Consider the following 20,439-nt stretch of genomic DNA (forward strand, 5'->3'; position numbering starts at 1 on the left):
GCCGGTGGCAGCCCACCGCCCCGACCCCTCGCGGGTCGTCCCGACGTCGACCTACCGCCTCCAGATCCACGGTGGCTTCGGGTTCGACGACGCCGCTGCGCACGTGCCCTACCTCGCCTCCCTCGGGGTCTCGCACGTGTACCTGTCGCCGGTCCTCGAGGCCGCGCCGGGGTCCCTGCACGGCTACGACGTCCTCGACCACACCCGCATCAACGAGGAGGCCGGGGGCCGCGCCGCCTTCGAGCGGCTCGTGGCGACCTGCCGCGAGCACGGTCTCGGGGTCGTCGTCGACGTGGTGCCCAACCACATGGCCGTGCCGGCGCCCGAGCACCTCAACGCCCCGTTCTGGTCGCTGCTGCGCGAGGGTCGGCGCTCGCCGTACGCCGGCTGGTTCGACGTCGACTGGGTGGCCGAGGACGACCGGCTGCTGATGCCGATCCTCGGCGACACGCTCGCGAAGGTGCTCGAGCGCGGTGAGATCGCCCTCGCCGACGACGGCGGCCCGAGCGGCGCCGAGCCGGTGCTGCGCTACTACGACCACGAGTTCCCCGTCCGCGCCGGCACCGAGCAGCTGCCGCTGGCCGAGCTGGTCGATGCCCAGGCCTACCGGCTCTCGAGCTGGCGCGAGGCGGGGGAGGCGCTGAACTACCGGCGCTTCTTCGACGTCACCTCGCTGATGGCGGTGCGCGTCGAGGACCCGGTGGTCTTCACCGCCACCCACGCCCTGCTGCTGGCGCTGCACGGCCACGGCGAGGTCGACGGCTTCCGCATCGACCACCCCGACGGCCTGGCCGACCCCGGGGGCTACCTCGAGCGGCTGGCGGGGGCCACCGGCGACGCCTGGGTCGTGGTCGAGAAGATCCTGGAGGGCGAGGAGCGGCTGCCCGACGCCTGGCGCTGCGCCGGCACCACCGGGTACGACGCGCTGCTGCGCGTGCAGCAGGTGCTGACCCCGCCCGACCACAGCGGCACCCTCGACCGGCTCTGGGCCGAGGTCGCGCCCGAGCTGGCCGACCTCGACGCCGTCGTCACCGAGAGCAAGCGTCTCGTCGTCGACGACGTGCAGGCGGCCGAGGTCGACCGCCTGATGCGGCTGGTGCGCCGGGTGCTGCCCGACGAGGACCTCCCGCGGCTGCGGCACGCGCTCGAGGCGCTGCTGGTGTCGATGGACCGCTACCGCGCCTACGTCGTGCCCGGCCGCGGCGTCGAGCCCGAGCAGGCCGCGGTGGTCGACCAGGCCGCCGAGCGGGCCCGCGGCATCCTGGCCCCGAGTGACCACGACGCCCTCGACGTGGTGGTCGCGCTGGTGCTCGACCGTGACCTGCCGGGGGCCCGCGCCGACGTGGGCGCGGCCGCCGACGACTTCCGGGTGCGCTTCCAGCAGACCTGCGGCCCGGTGATGGCCAAGGGCATCGAGGACACCGCCTTCTACCGGTGGTTCCGGCTCTCGGGGGCCAACGAGGTGGGGGGCGACCCCGAGGTGCTCTCGATCGACGCCGCCGCCTTCCACGCGTGGTGCGAGCGCCAGCAGGCCGAGTGGCCCACCGCCATGACCACGCTGACCACCCACGACACCAAGCGCTCCGAGGACACCCGGGCCCGCCTGATGGTGCTCGCCGAGGACGCCGAGGGCTGGGCCACCTGGCTCGAGGTCGCGCGTGGGCTGGCCGACCCCTACCGCACCGACCGGGTCGACGCCCCCACCGAGTACCTCGTCTGGCAGACCCTCGTCGGCACCTGGCCGATCACCGGCGGCCGGCTCGAGCAGTACCTGCTCAAGGCCGTGCGCGAGGCCAAGGTGCACACCGCGTGGGTCGACGGCGACGCCGACTACGAGGACGAGGTGGTCGCGTTCGCCCGCGCCGTCGGGCGCGACCCCGGCATCCACGCCCACCTCGACGCCTGGACCGCCGCCCACGACGCCTCCGTGCGCGCGACCATCCTGGGCCAGAAGCTCGTGCAGCTGGCGATGCCCGGGGTGCCCGACGTGTTCCAGGGCTGCGAGATCGGGCGCCTGGCCGTGGTCGACCCCGACAACCGGCGGCCGGTCGACTGGACCGACCGGGCGCTGCGCCTGTCGCGGGTGCTCGACGACGAGCCCGCCTTCGACCTCGACGACGACAAGATCCGGGTCACCGCGCTGACGCTCCGGCTGCGGCGCGAGCATCCCGAGTGGTTCGTCGGGCCCGAGGCCACCTACCAGGGCCTCGACACCGGCAGCGAGCACGCGCTGGCGTTCGCCCGCGGTGACGCCGGGGGGCCGCACGTCGTCGTGGTCGTCACCCGGGCGGCCGGGAGGCTCGAGGCCGCCGGCGGGTTCGGCCAGGCCACCGTGGCGCTGCCGGAGGGGGAGTGGCGCGACCTGCTGCTGGGGCGCGCGCACGCGAGCGACGGCGGCGGGGTGCCGCTGGCCGAGGTGCTGGCCGACCGGCCGGTGGCCCTGCTGGTCCGCGGTGAGGCCGACGGGGCGTCCTCGTGACCGTACGGTCGGTCGAGCTCTGGGCGCCGCTGCCCGAGCGGGTCGACATCCAGTGGTCGCCCATCCCCGGATCACCCGACGGCTCAGGGGAGGTACGCCGGGAGGCGATGACGCCGACCGGCGACGGCTGGTGGCGCTGGTCGCTGCCCGCCGGCATCGACCAGGTCGACTACGCCTTCGTGCTCGACGGCGAGGAGCCGGCGCTGCCCGATCCGCGCAGCGCGTGGCAGCCGGGCAGCGTGCACGGCCCGAGCCGCACCGTCGACACCGCCGCCTTCACGTGGAGCGACGCCGCGTGGGCGGGTCCGCGCGACGGCGCCGGCAGCCTCGGCGGGGTGTTCTACGAGCTGCACGTCGGCACCTTCACCCCCGAGGGGACCTTCGACGCCGCTGCCCGACGCCTCGACCACCTGGCCGCGCTGGGCGTGGACGTCGTCGAGGTCATGCCGGTCGCGGCCTTCCCCACCGACCGGGGCTGGGGCTACGACGGCGTCGGGCTGTACGCGGTGCAGGACTCCTACGGCGGCCCGGCCGCGTTCGCCCGCTTCGTCGACGCCTGCCACGCCCGCGGCCTCGGGGTGTGCCTCGACGTCGTGGAGAACCACCTCGGCGCCAGCGGCAACTACCTCTCCCGGTTCGGGCCGTACTTCACCGAGGCCCACCACACCCCCTGGGGCGCCGCGGTCAACCTCGACGACGACGGGTCGCCCGAGGTGCGGCGCTTCCTGGTCGAGAACGCGCTGCGGTGGTTGCGCGACTTCCACGTCGACGTGCTGCGCCTCGACGCCGTGCACGAGCTCCAGGACGACTCGCCCCAGCACTACCTGGCCCAGCTCTCGGCCGCCGTCGCGGCGCTGGCGGTCGAGCTCGGCCGCCCGCTCGACCTCGTGGCCGAGTCCGACCTCAACGACACGGGGATGGTCACCCCGGTCACCGACGGCGGCCGGGGGATGACGGCGCAGTGGGACGACGACGTGCACCACGCGCTGCACGTGGCCCTGACCGGCGAGACCCAGGGCTACTACGCCGACTTCGGCGGCACCGCCGACGGCCCCGAACGCGGCCCGCTGGCGGTGCTCGCGAAGGTGCTGACCCACGGGTTCCTGCACGACGGCACGTACTCGAGCTTCCGGGGCAGCACCTGGGGCCGGCCCGTCGACCGCGTCGGCGTCGACGCGCGGCGGCTGCTGGGCTACCTCCAGACGCACGACCAGGTCGGCAACCGCGCTGCCGGGGAACGCATCTCGGCCCTCGTCGCCGACCCGGGGCTGCAGGCCGCGGGCGCCGCGCTCTACCTGCTGGCTCCCACCACCCCGATGCTCTTCATGGGCGAGGAGTGGGCCGCCTCCACGCCCTGGCAGTTCTTCACCAGCTTCGAGGAGGACTGGCTCGCCGGTGCGGTGCGCGACGGGCGGCGGGCCGAGTTCGGCTCGCACGGCTGGGCCTCCCTCGAGGTCCCCGACCCGCAGGACCCGGCCACCCGCGACCGGTCCGTCCTGGACTGGGCCGAGGTCGGGCAGGGCGAGCACGCGCGGATGCTGCGCTGGTACACCGACCTCGTCGCGCTCCGCCGCCGTCTCGTGCCGGCCGGCCCCACCCGGCTGGCCGACGTCGCGGTGACCCTCGACGAGGACGCCCGCTGGCTCGTCCTGCGGCACGCGCCCGGCAGCGCGCCGGCGTACGCGGTGGCGGTCAACCTCGGTGGTGAGCCGTGCCAGGTCCCCGTGGCCGACGCCGGCGAGGTGCTGCTGTCGTGGTCCTCGGCCCAGCGTTCCGCCGGCGGCGTGCGGCTGCCGGCCGCGTCCGTGGCCGTCCTCGCCGTCGGCTGAGCCGGCCTCCCGGCGCCGGTCCGGGCCGGCCCCGGGTCACGATCCGGAGACGGTGCCGGGCGGTCCTCGGTGCCGCCCCCACCCGCCGTTAGGGTGGCGCGGACCGGCACGGTGGACGGGGAGGGGTACGGGCGTGTGGACGCTCCTGGCGCGGCGCGCGCGGGCCCATCCGGCCGCCGTGGTGGCCGTGGCGGTATCGGTCCTCACCTCCCTCCTGGTCGTCGCCACCCTGCAGCTGCTGGCCGGCGGCATCGCCGACGCCGCGGTGCGGGGAGAGGTCGACGGGCCGGTGGTGGAGCGCTCGGTGGCGCTGAGCGCCGGGCTGCGGCCGGGTGAGCTGGCGCCGGCCGACCGTCGGGTCCGCGCCGTGGTGGCGACCGGCGGGGACGGCCTCCTGACCCGTGCCGCCACGGCCACGGCACGGGGGATCGCCGGCCGGGCCGCCACCGACCGCGCCCAGCTGCTGGACCTCGACGACCTCCCGCGCCAGGCCCGGCTGGTGGCCGGCGCGTGGCCCCGCACGCCCGCGGCCCCGGGCGGGGTGGTCGAGGTGGCCCTGCCCGAGAACGCGGCCGCCCCGCTCGGCGCGGCCGTCGGCGACGTCCTCGCCTTGACCGACCTCACCGCCCCGGACGCCGCGCCCCTGCGGGTGCGGGTGACCGGCGTCTTCCGCCCCACCCAGGTCGCCGCCGGCCGCTGGGTCGACGAGCCCCTGGGCGGGGCCGGGGTGCGGCGCACCGACTTCACCACCTACGGGCCGTTCGTCACGGGCCCGGGGGCGTTCGACACCGGCCTCGTCCCGGCGTCGACGGTGACCTGGCGCTGGGTGCCCGACCTGCGGGGGCTCGACGCGTCGTCCGGCGAGGCCACCCGCGCCCGGGTGGCGCGGGTCGTCGACGGGCTGCAGCGCCTCGGCGGCGTCGGCGGTGCGGCCCCCGCCACCGGGGAGCCGCTGCGCGACGGTGACGTGACCACCGGGCTCCCCGCCCGCCTGGCCGCGGCCGAGCTGAGCCGGGCACGGGTCACCGTGGCCCTGCTGGCCCCGACCGTGCTGCTGGCCCTGCTCGGGACGGCGTCGCTGGTGGTGGCCGCCTCGCTGCTGGCCACCCTGCGCGACCGCGAGACGCGGCTGCTGCGGATGCGCGGTGCCTCCACGCGTCGGCTGGCGGTGCTCGCGCTCGCCGACGCCGCCGTGGTGGTGGGGGTCGGCTCGGTCCTGGCGCTGCTCCTGGCGCCGCCGCTGGCCCGCCTCGTGGCGTCCCGGGCGGGGGTCGACCTGCCGGGCACGGCGGCCGACGGCATCCGGTCCCTGCTGGTCGTCGTCGCGCTCATGGCCCTGGCGGGGGTGCTGGTGGTCGTCGGGACCACCCTGCGGGTCGGCCGCGGTGGTGGCGCGCCCCGGGCGGGCGGGGCGGTCCGCCTCCTGCGGGTCCTCGGGTCGTCCGGCCTCGACGTCGCCCTGGTCGCTCTCAGCGTGCTGGGGGTGGTCCAGCTGCGCCGGTACGACGGCGCGGGCTCCGACGCGGGGGGGACGGACCCCCTCAGCGTCGCCGCGCCGGCCCTGGTCGTGGCGGGCTCGGCGGTCCTCTGCCTGCGGCTGCTGCCGGTGCTGTCGCGCCAGGTGGCCCGGGTGACCGGCCGGGGGCGCGGGCTCGACCTCGCGTGGGGCGGCTGGCAGCTGTCGCGGCGGCTCGCGAGCCAGTCGGGCACCGTCCTGCTGGTCCTGCTCGCCGTGACCATGGGCTCCCTCGCCCTGTCGCGCTCCGCGACGGCCGACCGGGCCCTGCTCGACCAGTCGTCGTACGAGACCGGGGGGCCGGTCCGCGTGGTCACGGGCGCGTTGGGGGATGCGACGGTGGCCGCCACCGGCGCGACCCTGGTGCGCGCGGCCGGGGCGCAGGGCCGGGTGGCGCCGGTGGCGCGGACCACGACCGGCATCGGCCCGGTCGACGGCGTCACCGTCCTGGCGGCCGACGCCGCGGCCCTCGCCGCAGTGGCCGACCCGCGGCCCGACACCCTGGGCGGCCGGTCGTGGGCGGCGCTCACCCGCGGTCTGGTCGCCGACCGGGCGGCCCCCACCGGGGTCGGGCTGCCGACCCCGGCCCGCTCGCTGGTGCTGACACTGCGGGTCGAGGCGCAGCCCGGCGTGGTCCTCGACCCTCGCTTCACCCTCGACGCCTCGGTGCTGCTGCGGGAGGGCTCGGGCCTCGAGATGGTCCTGCCGCTCGGTGCGGTCGGGGTCACCGCCCGCGAGCTGGCGGTCGACCTGCCCGCCGCCCGGGGTGGCCCGAGCACGTTGCTCGCGGTCCTCTCCACCGTGCCCACGGGGCTGGCCGGGGCGGGCGACGGCTCGTCATCGGCGACCCCGCTGCGCCTCGCGCTCGACCGGGCCCGCACCGACGCCGGCCCGCTGACCGGTCTCGGCGTGCTGCGCGACCGCTCCCGCGGTGCGGACGTCCTGCTGGCCGGCGACGCGGCCGCCGTTGAGGCGGTCCCCGCGGTCGTCACCGCCGGGGTCGCCGACGCGGCCGGGGTGGCCGTCGGTGGCCGCCTCGAGGTGGAGGTGTCCGGGCGGCCGGTGCCGCTCGTGGTCAGCGCCGTGGTGGGCTCGCTCCCCACCGCCGCCGACCCCACGCGGGCGGTCCTGCTCGACCTCCTTACGGTCCTCGCGACCGGCGAGGGCGGCACGGCCGACCGGCGCCCGTCGCTGCGGGTCGTCGAGCCCACCGAATGGTGGGTCGCACCCGGGGGCGCCCTGGACGTCGACGCCCTGCGGTCGGCCCTGCCCGGGGGCAGCACGGTGACCACCACGGCCGCCGTGCTCGCCGAGCGCACCGCCGACCCGGTGAACGCGGGGATGCGGGCCGCCATGCTGCTGGTCACGGGGGCGGCGCTACTGCTGGCGGCCGTGGGGCTGGGCGCCACCACGGCCGCGCTCGGCCGTGAGCGACGCCGGGAGAACGCCGTGCTGCTGGCCCTGGGCGCCTCACCGCGCCGTATCCGGGCCGTGCTCGAGGCCGAGCGGGTCGCGGTGGTCGTGCTGACCGTCGCCGTCGGGTCGGTGCTGGGGGTGCTGGCGGCGGTGGCCGTCGTGCCGGTGCTGGTGGGCGGCGACGGCCACCGGCAGGTGCCGTCGGTGCTGGTGAACGTGCCCGGGTGCCGCCTGCTGCTCTTCGCGGTGGTGGTCACGGGCGCCCTCGGTGCCGTCGGGGTCCTGGTGCTGCGCCGGGTCGCGGCCGACGTCGCCGCCGAGCTGCGGCGGGGGGAGGCGTCGTGACCGGCCGGCACGCGTCGACGCGACCGCGCCCGTTCCTCCTTCTCCGGCGTGGCGTCGCTTCGGGCCGCGGCACGGCGGTCCTGCTGGCCGTGGTCGCGGCGCTGACCTGCGGGTTCGTGGTGGCGGTGCCGCAGCTCGCGGCCGGGGCCGGCGACCGTGCCCTCGGCGACGTCGTGCGGGCCGCGCCGCCGGGCGCGCGCGACCTCGGCCTGCGGTTGGTGCCGCCGGCCACCCAGGGCGTGGCCCTGCCCTCCACCGACCCGGGCGTCGAGGCCGTCCCGCCGTTCGACCCCGTGACGCGGGCCGTCGCCGCCGCCGCGGGTGCCACGGGGGCCCGCCTCGACCACGGCCCCGACCTCGCCGCGCAGAGCGAGCCGATGACGGTCGTGGCGCGCACCCGCCCCCTCGGGGTCAGCGCGGCCGAGGCGCTGGTGCGGCTGGACGACGCGTACGACGAGAAGGTCCGCTGGGTCGAGGGCGCGGCGCCGCGCGCGGCCACGACGCGGCGCACCCTGGGCACCATCAGCGGGCAGGACCACCTCGTGCAGGTGGTGCCGGCGGCCCTGCGCGACCGCACGGCGCGCACCTGGGGGATGCGGGTCGGCGACGTCCTCGAGCTGCGCCAGGGATCGCAGGCGACCCGCCGGACCACGCCCACCGCGGTCGTCCTGGCCGGGACCTTCGAGCCCACCGACGCCGACGACCCGGCGTGGGCCGCCGAGCCCCGCCTCCTCGGCGTCGCCAAGATCCCCGCGGCCGACGGCGGCATCATCGACCAGGCCGCCCTGCTCGCCCCGCTCTCGAGCTACGCGGCGCTGGCCGACGGGCTGTGGCGCATCCCCGCCGGCGCGCCGCCCGAGGCGTCCCCGGCGCTGACCCACACCTGGCGCTGGGCCCTCGACCCCGGCCGTCTCACCCGCGCCGACGTCGCCCCTCTGCGGGCACTGCTGGTGCGCCTCGGCAGCGACCCCGCCCTCTGGAGCGACGTGCCGCGCCGCCCCGCCGTGGTCAGCGGCCTCTCCGACCTGCTCGACCGCTACGAGCGCGATCTCGCGGTCACCGACGTGATGGCCTCCTTCGTCACCGCCGGCGGCACGGCCCTGGCCGTGCTGGTGCTGGCGCTGGGCGCGCTGCTCGGGGCCGAGCGCCGCCGCGGCCAGGTCCGCCTGCTGCGGGTGCGCGGCGCCTCGACCGCCCGCGTGCTCGGGCTGGTCACCGGCTGGACCGCCGGGGCCGCGGTGCCGGCCGCGCTGCTGGCGGCCCTGGCCACCGGGCTGCTGGTCGACGGGCCGGTGCCGGGGGCGGCGTGGGTCGAGGTGGCGGCGGTGGCGGTGCTGCCCGGGCTGGTCGTGCTGGGAGCGACGTGGGTGGGGGTGCGCCGGCTGGGCGAGGTGCCCGACGAGACCCGTTCGCCGGCCCGGGCGGCCCGCCGGCTGGTGCTCGAGCTGCTGGTGGTGGCGCTGGCGGTGTTCGCCCTCACGACGGTGCGCAGCCGGGGTGCCGACATCGTGGCCGGTCGGGCCGACGCCCTGGCCGCCGTCGCGCCGGTGCTCGTGGCGCTGGCCGCCGGGGTGCTGGCCGTCCGCCTCCTGCCGTGGCCGCTGGGGGTGTTGGCGCGGGCCGCCGAGCGGCGCCGCGGGCTGGTCGCGTTCCTGGGGCTCGGCCGGGCCGCCCGCACCGGTGCCGACGCCGCCGTGCCCGTGGTGGCCCTGGTGGTGGGCACGGCCCTGGTCGCGCTCACGGCCACGGTGGGCTCCTCGCTGGGCGTCCAGCGCGACCTCGCGGCCCGGCTGGCGGTGGGGGCCGACGCCCGCGTCGACGCCGGCCGCATCGACGCGCCCGAGGTCGCCGCCCTGGCGGCGCGGCCCGGGGTGCGCTCGGCCGTCCCGGCCTACGTCGAGACCACCGGCGGCATCGAGGTCGACGGGCGCCAGTCGCTGGTCACGGTGCTGGCGGTCGACCCCGCCCGCTACGCCGACCTGCTGCGCGACACCCCGCTGGCCTTCACCCCGCCGGCGGCCGTACCGGGCGACGGGCTGCCGGTGGTGCTCAGCGGCGGCCCGGCCGGGCCGGGCCCCCTGGGGCTGGTCGTGCGGGGCACCACCCTGCCCGCGCACCGCGTCGCCACCGTGCCCGGTCTGGCGCGGGTCGTGGCGGGGCGCGAGAGCGTCGTCGCCCTGGTGCCGCTGGACGCCCTGGTCGCGGCCCTGCCCACCGTGCAGCCGAACGCGGTCTACCTCGCGGCGGACCGCGACGCCCAGGCCGCCCTGGCCACCGACGCCCACGACGACCCCACCCGCCTGGGCGGTCTCGTCACCGGGGTCACCACCGTCGACGGGCTGGTCGACCAGGTCGCGGGCGGCGCACTGGCGTCCTTCGTCGGCGCCACCTACCTGGCCGCCTCGGTCGTCGGCGGCGCCCTGACCCTCCTGGCGCTCCTCCTGCTGCTCGCCGCCACCCGCCCCGCCCGCATCCAGCTCGTCATCCGGCTGAGGACCCTGGGCCTGGCCCCCGGCACCGACCGCCGCCTGGCCTGGAGCGAGGTCATGCCGGTGGTCGTGGTCGGTGTCCTGGCGGGTGCCGTCGCCGGGGTGGCCGCACCGCTGGCCGTCGGGCCGGCCCTGGACCTGTCGGCCGTCACCGGCGCCGTCACCCGGCTGCCCCTGGAGCCCCGTCCGCTCGCGGTGGTCCTGGCCGCCGCGGCCGTCCTGGCCCTCGGGGCCCTCGCACTCCTCGTCGACGCCGCCGCCGCCCGGCGCGGCGACCTCGCCCAGCACCTCCGTAGAGGGGACTCCGCATGAGCACCGCCACCTCCGCCACCTCCGCCACCCGCAGCCGCCGCGGCGACGGGCCGTACATCCTGTGCGACAACCTGGTCCGCATCTTCAGCGCCGAGGGCGTCGAGGTCGTCGCCCTCCAGGGGCTCGACCTCACCGTCGAGAAGGGCGAGCTCGTGGCGCTCGTCGGCGCCTCGGGCTCGGGCAAGTCGACCCTGCTCGCCATCCTCTCCGGGCTCGACACCCCCAGTGCCGGCGTCGTGCGGGTGGCGGGCCGCGACCTGCTCACGCTGTCGGCCCGCGACCGCCTGCACTACCGGCGGCGCACCGTGGGGTTCCTCCACCAGCAGGCCGCCGCCAACCTGCTGCCCTACCTGAGCGCCCAGGAGAACGTCGAGCTGCCGATGTCGCTGGCCCGGGTGCCGCGCTCCGAGCGGGCCACCCGGGCCGCCGAGACCCTCGAGGTGCTCGGGGTCGCCGACTGCGCCGCGCGGCGGGCGCACGAGATGTCGGGCGGTCAGCAGCAGCGGGTGGCGCTGGGGGTGGCGCTGGCGAACCGCCCCGGGGTGCTGCTCGCCGACGAGCCCACCGGCGAGCTCGACAGCCGCAGCAGCGACGAGGTGTTCGCCGCCATCCGCCGGGCCAACGACACCTTCGGCACGACGGTCCTGGTCGTCACCCACGACGCCCAGGTCAGCGAGCAGGTGGCTCGCACGGTCGGCATCCGCGACGGCCGCACATCGTCGGAGGTACGCCGGCGCACGGCCGTCGACGAGCACGGCAACGAGGGGCTCGTGGCCGAGGAGTTCGCCGTGCTCGACCGGGCCGGCCGCCTCCAGCTGCCCCGGCAGTTCACCGCCGCGCTCGAGCTGCGCGACCGGGTCCGCCTCGACCTCGAGACCGACCACATCGGCGTCTGGCCCGCCGGCCGTCGCGAGGAGGACCAGGGATGAGCGACATGCTGGTGGTGCAGGACGTCAGCCGCGGCTTCGGCACCGGCGAGGCCCGGGTCGAGGCCCTGCGCGGGGTGTCGCTGACGGCCGCGGCCGGTGAGCTGCTGGCCGTGCGCGGCCGGTCGGGCTCGGGCAAGACCACGCTGCTCAACGTCGTCGGCGGCCTCGACCGCCCCGATGCCGGGCGCGTGGTGCTCGACGGCGCCGACGTCACGGCGATGGACGACGACGGCCTGCTCGCGCTGCGCCGCGGCACGGTGTCGTACGTCTTCCAGAGCTTCGGGCTGGTCCCCATCCTCACCGCGCGCGAGAACGTCGGGGTCCCGCTGCGCCTGCTCGAGGTCGACCCGGCCGAGCGCGAGGAGCGGGTGGCCGAGGCGCTCGAGCACGTGGGGCTCTCGGGGCACGTGAACCAGCGGCCGGGCGAGCTCTCGGGCGGTCAGCAGCAGCGCGTCGCCATCGCCCGGGCGCTCGTCGCCCGCCCACGGGTGCTCCTCGCGGACGAGCCGACCGGCCAGCTTGACTCCGAGACCGGGCGCGAGATCATGACCCTCATCGCACGGCTGGCGAGCGAGCAGCGGATGACGACGCTCGTCACCACGCACGACCCCGCGCTGCTGTCGATCGCCGACCGGGTGCTCGAGATGGCCGACGGCCACCTGGCTCCGGCCGCCGGCTGACCCGACGACGACCCACCCGCGGGTCACCCCGGTCAGCCCGGGACGCGGACCATGCCCTCCTGCGCCACGGTCGCCACCAGCGTGCCGTCGGCGGTGAACATCCGGCCGATGCCCAGGCCGCGGCCACCCTGGGCCGACGGCGACTGCTCGGCGTAGAGCACCCACTCGTCGGCGCGGGCCGGCCGGTGGTACCACATGGCGTGGTCGAGGCTGGCCATCTTCAGCCCCGGCTGGGTCCAGGGGAGCCCGTGGCGGCGCATGACCGGCTCGAGCAGGCTGTAGTCGGAGGCGTAGGCCAGGACGGCCTCGTGCAGCAGCGGGTCGTCGGGCAGGGTGCCGACCGCCCGCATCCACACGTTCTGGGCCGCCACCTGCGGGCCGTCGCCGGTGTAGAGGTTGCCCTCGACGTGGCGCATCTCGATGGCCCGGTCGGCCAGGTGGCGGGCGCGCGGGTCGTCGACGCCCTCGAGCGAGTCGCGCAGCGAGGGAACGGACTCGGGGGCCGGGACGTCGGGCATGGGGTCCTGGTGGTCGAGCCCGCCGTCGGGCAGCTGGAAGGACGCGCTCATCGACAGGATGGGCTTGCCGTGCTGCACCGCGTGCACCCGCCGGGTCGAGAACGACCGGCCGTCGCGCATCCGCTCGACGCTGAAGGTGATGGGCTGGGTGTCGTCGCCCGGGCGCATGAAGTACGCGTGCAGCGAGTGCAGGCGGCGGCGCTCGCCCGGCAGCGACTCGACGGTGCGGCCCGACGCGACGACGCACTGCGCCAGCACCTGGCCGCCGAACACCCGGCCGTGCGGCTGCTTCTGGCTGCGCCCTCGGAAGAGGGTGATGTCCTCGGCGAAGGTCTCGGGCAGCTCGACCCCGGTGTCGGTGCGCTGGCCGTGGGGGCCGACGCTGACCTGCGCCGACCCCAGCTCCTCGAGGTCGAGGATGCCGAGCAGTTCGACCAGGGAGGCGGGCGTTTCGGCGGTCACGGGCGTCACCCTACCGAGGTGCCGGGCCCGGCCCACCACGCCCGTCGGATGCCGCGCGCCGGCCTCAGGCGACGAGCCCGTGGCTGCTCGGACGGGCCGGCCGCGCGCGACCGCGGCCCCGGTCGGCACGCACGGCCCCGGCCGCCACGGCCAGCCGCCGTACGGCCTCGGCCATCGCCTCACCGGGGAGGACGTGGGGGAGACGGAGCCAGCGCTCGAGCCCGCCGTCGACCGCGAACCGGGGGCCGGCCGCGACCAGCAGCCCCTCGTCCTCGGCCGCGACGGCCAGCCGGCTCGACGGCAGGTCGGGCGGCAGCTCGCACCAGAGCGAGAGGCCGCCCCGGGCGGGGGTGGTGCGCACGTCCGGCAGGTGCTGGGACAGGGCCTCGAGCAGGGCACTGCGTGACGCGCGCAGGTCGAGCCGCCGCTCGTCGGTGATGCCGGGGGCGGCGCGCATGAGCTCGAGGAGCACCAGCTGCTCGAGCACCGGGGCGCCGAGGTCGCTGGCCGCGCGGGACTCGACGAGGTGGGCGGTGCCGCCGCGAGGCGCCCGCAGCCATCCGGTGCGCAGGCCACCCCAGTGCGACTTCGAGGCGCTGCCGACCGTGACGGCCCCGGGGAGGTGTGCGGCGAAGGGCAGCGGCATCGGGCCGCCCTCGAGGTCGACCTCGACGATGGTCTCGTCGACCAGCGTGGTGGTGCCGGCGGCCCGCAGTGCGGCGGCCAGCCGGGCCCGGTCGTCGTCGGCCATCAGTGCGCCGGTGGGGTTCTGGAAGTCGGGGACCAGCACCGCGGCGCGGGCGCGGGCCGCGCGGACGGTGGCCACGGCGCCCTGCACGTCCCAGCCGTCGGGGTCCATCGGCAGCGGAGCGAGCCGCGCCCCGGCCCGGCGCAGGACGTCGAGGGTGTTGGGGTAGCCCGGGTTCTCGACGACCACGCGGTCGCCAGGGTGCACCAGCGAGCTCGTGACGATGTTGATGCCGGCCACCGCGCCGGAGGTCACGATGACGTCGTCGGGCGTGGTCGGCAGCCCCCGCTCCGTGTACCGGTCGGCGATGGCCTCGCGCAGCTCGGGCACGCCGAACACGAGGTAGCCCGCGCCCGTGAGGTAGCGGGGGAGGAGGCCGACCGCTCGCTCGTAGGCCTCGACGACCCCGACCGGGGCGCGGGTGGCGGCACAGGTGAGGTCGATGACGTCGTCGCGCGGGTCGGCCGGGAAGAGGCTCGAGGAGCCGCGGCGGCGCGAGCCCTCGGGCAGGGTCACGAGCGAGCCCGAGCCGCGTCGCGAGACCAGGTAGCCCCCGTCGCGCAGCACCTCGTAGGCCCGGCTCACGGTGGTGCGGCTGACCCCCAGGGCGCCGGTCAGCTCGCGCTCGCTCGGGAGGCGGCTGCCCAGAGCGATCCGGCCGTCGGCGACGGCGACCCGCAGCGCGTCGGCCAGGGCGCGGTAGGCCGGGCGGGCGCTGCCGAGGTCGCCCACGAGCCGGGCGGTACGGGCGGCGCCGACGACGGGCGTGGGGTCGGTCATGGGGTCCACTGTGGCACGATTGGCCCTCGATTCCCATGCCACTTCTGCGTCAGGATGCTCGGGTGACCCCGCTCCAGCTCGTCCGCAACGGCGTCCGCCGCCGCGTCGACCTCGTCCCGATGACCCCTCTCGAGCAGCTCCGCGCCGGCCGCCTGGTGCGCCGGGTGGCGCAGCTGCTGGTGGGGCTGAGCCTGTTCGGCGTGACGATGGCGTGCATGCTGCGGGCCGGGCTCGGCCTCGAGCCGTGGGGGGTCTTCACCTACGGCCTGACCGTGCACCTGCCACTGTCGTACGGCCAGATGGTCGTCGCGAGCAGCTTCGTGGTGCTGCTGCTGTGGATCCCGCTGCGCCAGTGGCCCGGCCTCGGCACCGTCCTCAACGCCGTGGTCGTGGGGCTCGCCACCGACGTGATGCTCGGCGTGCTGCCGCCGGTCGACGGTCTCGGGGCGCGCATCCCGCTGATGGTCGTCGGGATCGTCGGCAACGGGTTCGCCGGCGCCCTGTACATCGGGAGCCAGCTGGGCCCGGGGCCTCGCGACGGGCTGATGACCGGCCTGTCGCGCCGGACCGGGCGCTCGATCCGGCTCGTGCGGACTGCCATCGAGGTCACGGTCGTCGTGTTCGGCTGGCTCCTGGGCGGCGTCCTGGGCATCGGGACCGTGCTGTACGCGCTGGTCATCGGCCCGGTCATCCAGCTGTTCCTGCCGCTGCTCACGGTGCGGGTCGACCCGCCCGTGCGGGCTCAGGCCGGGTCGCTCGCTCCGGGCGAGAGCCGGGAGTCGGGCTCGGAGCGCCACGACCAGACCGCGGCCGCGAGCGCGCCGAGGAGCAGCACCAGCGAGGCGCCGAGGGCCCATCGCAGTGCCGGCCCCGGCGCGCCGGAGTGCGAGGCCACGACCTGGTAGGTCGTCATCAGCACGGCCGCGCCGATGGCGGACCCGATGCGCTGGCTGGTCTGCAGCGCGCCGCCGGCCGCGCCGCCCATCCGTGGGGGGATGTCGGCCAGCGACAGGGTGATGTTGGGCGAGACCACGGCGCCCCCGCCGAGGCCGGCCACGAGCAGCGGCAGGGCCAGGACGAGCCACAGCCGGTCGCTGCGCTCGGCCCCGGGGGCCAGGGTGGCGAGCGCGACCAGGCCGGCCATCATCACGACCAGCGCGCCCACGGTCAGCGGCCGGCCGACCCGGCTCACCAGGCGCCCTGCGACGGGGGACGCGACCGCGGACCCGACGGCGAAGGGCGTGAGCAGCAGGCCGGCCCGCAACGGGGTGTAGCCGAGGCCGTCCTGGAGGTACACGCTGAGGACCAGGAAGATGCCGGTGAACCCGGTGAAGTACAGGCCGCCGATGAGGATGCCGCTGGCGTAGCCCGGGGCGGTGCGCAGCAGGCCGAGGTCGAGCAGCGGGGCACGGTCGGCGGCGACGACGCGGCGTTCCCAGCGCACGAAGGCCACGGCGAGGACCGGCACCAGGACCAGGAGCAGCAGCGACAGCCGCTGGCCGGTCTCGATGCTGACGATGGGGTAGAGCAGGGCCAGCACGGTGGCCCCGAGCAGGGCCGCGCCCCCGAGGTCGAGCTGCCGGTCGGCGGCGGCGTCGGCGTCCGCCCGGCCCGGCACCAGCCGCGCGATGGCGACCAGCAGCACCGCACCGATGGGGACGTTGACCAGGAAGATCCAGCGCCAGCCGTTCTGCTCGCCGAAGGCCGCGATGAGCAGGCCGCCGAGGATGGGGCCGATGGCCGACGAGACCGAGACGGTGAACCCGAAGAGCCCGAACGCGATGCCGCGCTCGCGCCCGCTGAACAGGGTCTGGATGAGGCCGGAGCTCTGCGGCGTCAGCAGGCCGGCCGCGAACCCCTGCACCAGCCGCGCCAGGATGAGCACGACCACGTGCGGCGCGAGGCCGGCGGCCGCGCTGGCCAGCACGAAGCCGGTGAGGCCGACGAGCATCATCCGCCGCCGCCCGTAGGTGTCGCCGAGTCGGCCACCGCTGACCAGCACCAGGCCGAGGGCCAGCGCGTAGCCCGACACGACCCACTGGATGGTGCCGGCGCTGGTGTCGAGGCCGGTGCGCATCGAGGGGATGGCGACGTTGACGATGGTGACGTCGAGCAGCACCATGAAGCCCACGACGAGGGTGACGCCGAGGACGCGCCACCGCCGCGGGTCGGGGGTCTCGTCGCGGGGCGGCGCCGCGCGTTCCTCGGTCTCCTGGCTCACCGCTCCACGCTAGGCGCTGCGAGCGGGCCCGGGACGTCGGGCTCCGCGAGGCGAGCCCGGCTGGTGAGGGTTGCGGCGCCCGTCAGCCGTCGACGGCCAGCGCGAAGGGCAGGACCGCCGGTGCTCCCGCCCGCCGCAGGGCCCGCCCGGCGACGGTGAGGCTCCAGCGGGAGGAGACGACGTCGTCGACCAGCAGCACCGGGCCGGGGGAGCCGGCCAGGGCCGCGGCCAGCTCGGGGCCGACGACCAGGCGCTCCCAGACCCCGGCCAGCCGGAAGGCGCTGTTGCCGCCCATCTCGCCGGTGGGCCCGCCGTGCGCGAGGTCGAGGGTGCCGAGGAGCCGCAGCCGCCCGATCTCGGCCAGCCCGGCGGCCAGCGAGCCGACCAGCTGCGGGTGGCTGCGCGACGGCATCGCGACGACGCCCACCGGTCGCTGCGCCCAGCCCCACTCGGCCAGCACGGGCACGCAGGCCCGGACCAGCTCGGGGGAGGCGGGAGCGTCCTCGCGCAGCACGTCGCGCAGCCGCTGGCCCCAGCCGAGGTCGGAGAGCCGGGCCAGGGCGCGGCCGCCCAGGACGGCCTCGTCGGCCGGGATCCTCCCCTTGACCGGCACCCCGATCCGGTCCATCCCGGTGGGCCACTGCGCGCGGGCGTCGACCTCGACCCCGACGCGGGTGAGCCGCTCGCGGGCGGCGCCGACCACGGTGTCCGGGATGTCCGTGGGGTACCAGGGGCCGGCGCACCCGTCGCAGCGGCCGCACGGCACGGCGGTGTCGTCGTCGAGGCACTCCTGGAGGAAGGCCATCCGGCAGGCGGCGGTGGCCTCGTAGTCGACCATCAGCTGCTGCTCGTCGCGCCGGGCGGCGGCGACCCGCTCGTAGCGCTCGGCGTCGTACTGCCACGGGACGCCGGTGCTGACCCATCCGCCCGAGACGCGCTGCACCGCCCCGTCGACGTCGAGCACCTTCAGGAGCAGCTCGAGGCGGGTGCGCCGCACGTCGACGGCCGTCTCGAGGGCGGCGGTCGACAGGGCCCGGCCCGCGGTGGCCAGGGCGGTGAGGACGGCGGCCGCCTGGTCCTCGCGCGGCATCGAGACGCTGGCGAAGTAGCGCCAGATGTCCTTGTCCTCGGGGCCGGGCAGGAGCAGCACGTCGGCGCGGTCGGTGGCGCGGCCGGCACGGCCCACCTGCTGGTAGTAGGCGACCGGGCTGCTGGGGGCGCCGAGGTGCACGACGAACCCGAGGTCGGGCTTGTCGAACCCCATCCCCAGGGCCGAGGTGGCGACCAGGGCCTTGACCTCGTTGTGCCGCAACGCTTCCTCGAGCCGTTCGCGGTCGGCGGGGTCGGTGCGGCCGGTGTAGGAGGCGACGATGTGCCCGGCCTCGCGCAGGCTTGCCGCGACGTCCTCGGCGGCCGAGACCGTGAGGGCGTAGACGATGCCCGAGCCGGGCAGGTCGCCGAGGTGGGTGAGCAGCCAGCCCAGCCGCTGTTCGGGCGACATCGACCGCAGCACCCCCAGGCGCAGCGAGTCGCGGGCGAGGCCGCCGCGCACCGTGAGCACCGGCCGGCCGCCGACCCCGAGCTGCTCCTCGACGTCGTGGACCACCCGCGCGTTGGCGGTGGCGGTGGTGGCCAGCACCGGCACGTCCGCCGGCAGCCCCTCGAGCAGGTCCTTGATGCGGCGGTAGTCGGGCCGGAAGTCGTGGCCCCAGTCGCTGACGCAGTGCGCCTCGTCGACCACCAGCAGCCCGCAGCGGCGGGCCAGGTCGGGCAGCTGCTCGTCGCGGAAGCGCGGGTTGTTGAGGCGCTCGGGGCTGACCAGCAGGACGTCGACGCTGTCGTCGGCCAGGGCGGTGCGGACCTCGTCCCAGTCCTGGGCGTTGGCGGAGTTCATGGTGACCGCCCGGATGCCGGCCCGCCCCGCGGCGGCGATCTGGTCGCGCATCAGCGCCAGCAGCGGGCTGATGATGACCGTGGGGCCCGCGCCCTCGGCCCGCCGCAGCGCGGTGGCCACGAAGTACACCGCCGACTTGCCCCACCCGGTGCGCTGCACGACGAGCACCCGCGAGCGCTGCTCGACCAGGGCCGCCACGGCCTCGAGCTGACCGTCGCGGAAGTCGGCGTCGTCGCGGCCCACGAGCCGGCGCAGCGCCACCCGGGCGCGGTCGGCGAGCTCCGGGGAGGGGGCGGCGGCGAGGGGGACGGCGGCGGCGTCGGTCGGTGTCGTCATGGTCCGCCCACCGTATGCCGACCGCCCGACATCCCCGCGCCCGTCGTCCACAGGCCGCCGGGCGGGGGAGCTCGGGCGAGAAGGTTGAGGTCAGTGCCAGCCGCGGTCGTCGACGCCGCCGGGCACGTCGGCCGTGGGGTCGTAGGGCGTCCGGGTGAAGAGGAACGAGGCGAGGTCGAGATGCGAGACGGTGCCGTCGGGCCGCCGCACCACCCGCAGCGGCTCGCCGGTGTGGTAGCCGTCGAGGCCGACCCAGGCGTCCGGCCCGACGGGCGCGAACCGTGACCCGCGCGCCTGCCCGGGCTCGCCCAGCACCAGGTGCTCGCCGACCGCCCGGGCCGTGGTGGTCGACGACCCCCAGTGCCAGGCGCCGACGAGCTCGAGCAGCGCGGGGTTCCCGGTCGCCGACCAGGCGGTCACCGGTGCCGGCACCTCGTCGCGGTACAGCCCGAGCAGGTCCTCCGACAGCGTGCGCAAGGCGGGGGACGCGGTGCTGTTGGCCATCACGACCACCCCGTCGCCGTCGTCGAGCCGCACCCGCAGCCCGGCGAGGAACCCCGGCATCGACCCGCCGTGGCCGGCGAAGCGCTCGCCGTCGACGTTCCACAGCTGCCAGCCGAGGCCATGGGCCCCCGTCCAGGGCTGGCCGGCCTGGTCGTCGACGTGGTGCGGCTCGCACATCTCAGCCAGGGTGTCGGCGGCGAGCAGGCCCGCGGTGTCGCCGGCCAGGAACGCGGCCCAGCGGGCGAGGTCGGGCACGGTGGTCCACAGCTGCCCCGCGGGCGCCATCGCCCCGCCGTCGTGCTCGGGCTCGGCGTGCAGCACGTCGGCGAACGGATGCACCGCCAGCCCCTGCGCCGCGCGCCCGGTCGGCCGGGTCGTGGTGCGCGACATCCCGAGGGGCTCGAGCAGCTCGGTGCGGACGACGTCGGCCCAGCCGCGGCCGTGGTGCACCTCGAGCAGGCGCCCCAGCGCCCCGAACCCCACGTTGGAGTAGTGGAACCGGCGCCCGGCCCGGAAGCGCGGCGCGGTCGGGGAGGCGACGAGGGCGTCCCAGTCACCGCCCGGGGTGCGCTCCCACCAGGGCCCCTCGGTCTCGGCCGGCGTCCCGCCCGCGTGCGACAGCAGCTGCTCGAGCGTGGCCCGCCCGAACGGCGACCCGGGCACATGCTCCTCGAAGCGGTCGGTGAGGTCGAGCCGCCCGGCGTCGCGCAGCCGCAGCACGCACACCCCCACGAAGGTCTTGGTGATCGAGCCCATCCGGTACTGGGTGTCGCCGTCGGCCGGCCGGCCGTCGGCCCGGCCGTCGAGGGTCCCCACCGCGCCCTGCCAGACGAGCGAGCCGCCACGCACGATGCCGGCCACCACCGACGGCAGCCGGCCGTCGCGCTGGGCGGTCGCGAGGCGGTGGTCGAGGCGGGCGGCGGTGCGCGGGTCGAGGTCCACGGCCCCAACCCTAGGACCGCACCCGGCCCGAACACTGCG

The 20,439-nt window shown here is 77.0% G+C and carries 11 protein-coding genes and 1 pseudogene; 7 read left to right on the forward strand and 5 right to left on the reverse strand.

The features are described 5' to 3' along the window. Window positions 1-4: 4 nt before the first annotated feature. From treY to ATL31_RS14225, 6 genes are all read left to right on the forward strand, one after another. Complete coding sequence (gene treY, locus ATL31_RS14200; protein ID WP_245862492.1) at window positions 5-2,479, forward strand: malto-oligosyltrehalose synthase; 2,475 nt, start codon at window positions 5-7, stop codon at window positions 2,477-2,479. Then, on the forward strand, window positions 2,476-4,308 hold the full coding sequence (treZ, locus tag ATL31_RS14205) for a malto-oligosyltrehalose trehalohydrolase (protein ID WP_101396380.1): 1,833 nt from the start codon (window positions 2,476-2,478) through the stop codon (window positions 4,306-4,308). Before treY ends, treZ begins: the two co-directional genes overlap by 4 nt. Window positions 4,309-4,441: 133 nt before the next feature. After that, a complete protein-coding gene (locus ATL31_RS14210; RefSeq protein WP_101396382.1) occupies window positions 4,442-7,585 on the forward strand; it encodes an FtsX-like permease family protein in 3,144 nt (1,047 codons plus the stop codon). Next, the gene (locus tag ATL31_RS16695; protein WP_101396384.1) at window positions 7,582-10,386 is read left to right on the forward strand and encodes a hypothetical protein; all 2,805 of its coding nucleotides are present in this window, start codon (window positions 7,582-7,584) and stop codon (window positions 10,384-10,386) included. The genes ATL31_RS14210 and ATL31_RS16695 overlap by 4 nt, the downstream gene beginning before the upstream one ends. Then, complete coding sequence (locus tag ATL31_RS14220; protein WP_101396387.1) at window positions 10,383-11,315, forward strand: ABC transporter ATP-binding protein; 933 nt, start codon at window positions 10,383-10,385, stop codon at window positions 11,313-11,315. The genes ATL31_RS16695 and ATL31_RS14220 overlap by 4 nt, the downstream gene beginning before the upstream one ends. After that, window positions 11,312-11,995, forward strand: a complete 684-nt coding sequence (locus tag ATL31_RS14225) for an ABC transporter ATP-binding protein (protein ID WP_101396389.1) — start codon at window positions 11,312-11,314, stop codon at window positions 11,993-11,995. The genes ATL31_RS14220 and ATL31_RS14225 overlap by 4 nt, the downstream gene beginning before the upstream one ends. Before the next feature lie 32 nt (window positions 11,996-12,027). Here the strand turns inward: ATL31_RS14225 and ATL31_RS14230 are convergent, their stop codons facing one another. Then, the gene (locus tag ATL31_RS14230; protein WP_245862497.1) at window positions 12,028-12,975 is read right to left on the reverse strand and encodes an acyl-CoA thioesterase; all 948 of its coding nucleotides are present in this window, start codon (window positions 12,973-12,975) and stop codon (window positions 12,028-12,030) included. A 64-nt stretch (window positions 12,976-13,039) separates the two neighbouring features. After that, the gene (yczR, locus tag ATL31_RS14235; RefSeq protein ID WP_101396391.1) at window positions 13,040-14,503 is read right to left on the reverse strand and encodes a MocR-like transcription factor YczR; all 1,464 of its coding nucleotides are present in this window, start codon (window positions 14,501-14,503) and stop codon (window positions 13,040-13,042) included. Between the two features lie 62 nt (window positions 14,504-14,565). Here yczR and yczE point away from each other — a divergent pair, with 62 nt between their 5' ends. Beyond that, the gene (gene yczE, locus ATL31_RS16575; protein ID WP_245862500.1) at window positions 14,566-15,408 is read left to right on the forward strand and encodes a membrane protein YczE; all 843 of its coding nucleotides are present in this window, start codon (window positions 14,566-14,568) and stop codon (window positions 15,406-15,408) included. A gap of 29 nt (window positions 15,409-15,437) precedes the next feature. Here yczE and ATL31_RS14250 read toward each other — a convergent pair. The 3 genes and pseudogenes from ATL31_RS14250 to ATL31_RS14260 all read right to left on the reverse strand — a co-directional run. Then, a pseudogene (locus ATL31_RS14250) lies at window positions 15,438-16,724 on the reverse strand (MFS transporter); the annotation flags it as partial. A gap of 82 nt (window positions 16,725-16,806) precedes the next feature. Next, complete coding sequence (locus ATL31_RS14255) at window positions 16,807-18,954, reverse strand: RecQ family ATP-dependent DNA helicase (RefSeq protein ID WP_101396395.1); 2,148 nt, start codon at window positions 18,952-18,954, stop codon at window positions 16,807-16,809. A gap of 90 nt (window positions 18,955-19,044) precedes the next feature. Beyond that, window positions 19,045-20,400 (reverse strand): serine hydrolase domain-containing protein, encoded by a 1,356-nt coding sequence (locus ATL31_RS14260; RefSeq protein WP_101396397.1) that lies wholly within the window; start codon window positions 20,398-20,400, stop codon window positions 19,045-19,047. Between the last annotated feature and the right edge of the window lie 39 nt (window positions 20,401-20,439).

This window comes from Phycicoccus duodecadis (assembly GCF_002846495.1).
In the GTDB taxonomy this organism is placed as follows: domain Bacteria; phylum Actinomycetota; class Actinomycetes; order Actinomycetales; family Dermatophilaceae; genus Phycicoccus; species Phycicoccus duodecadis.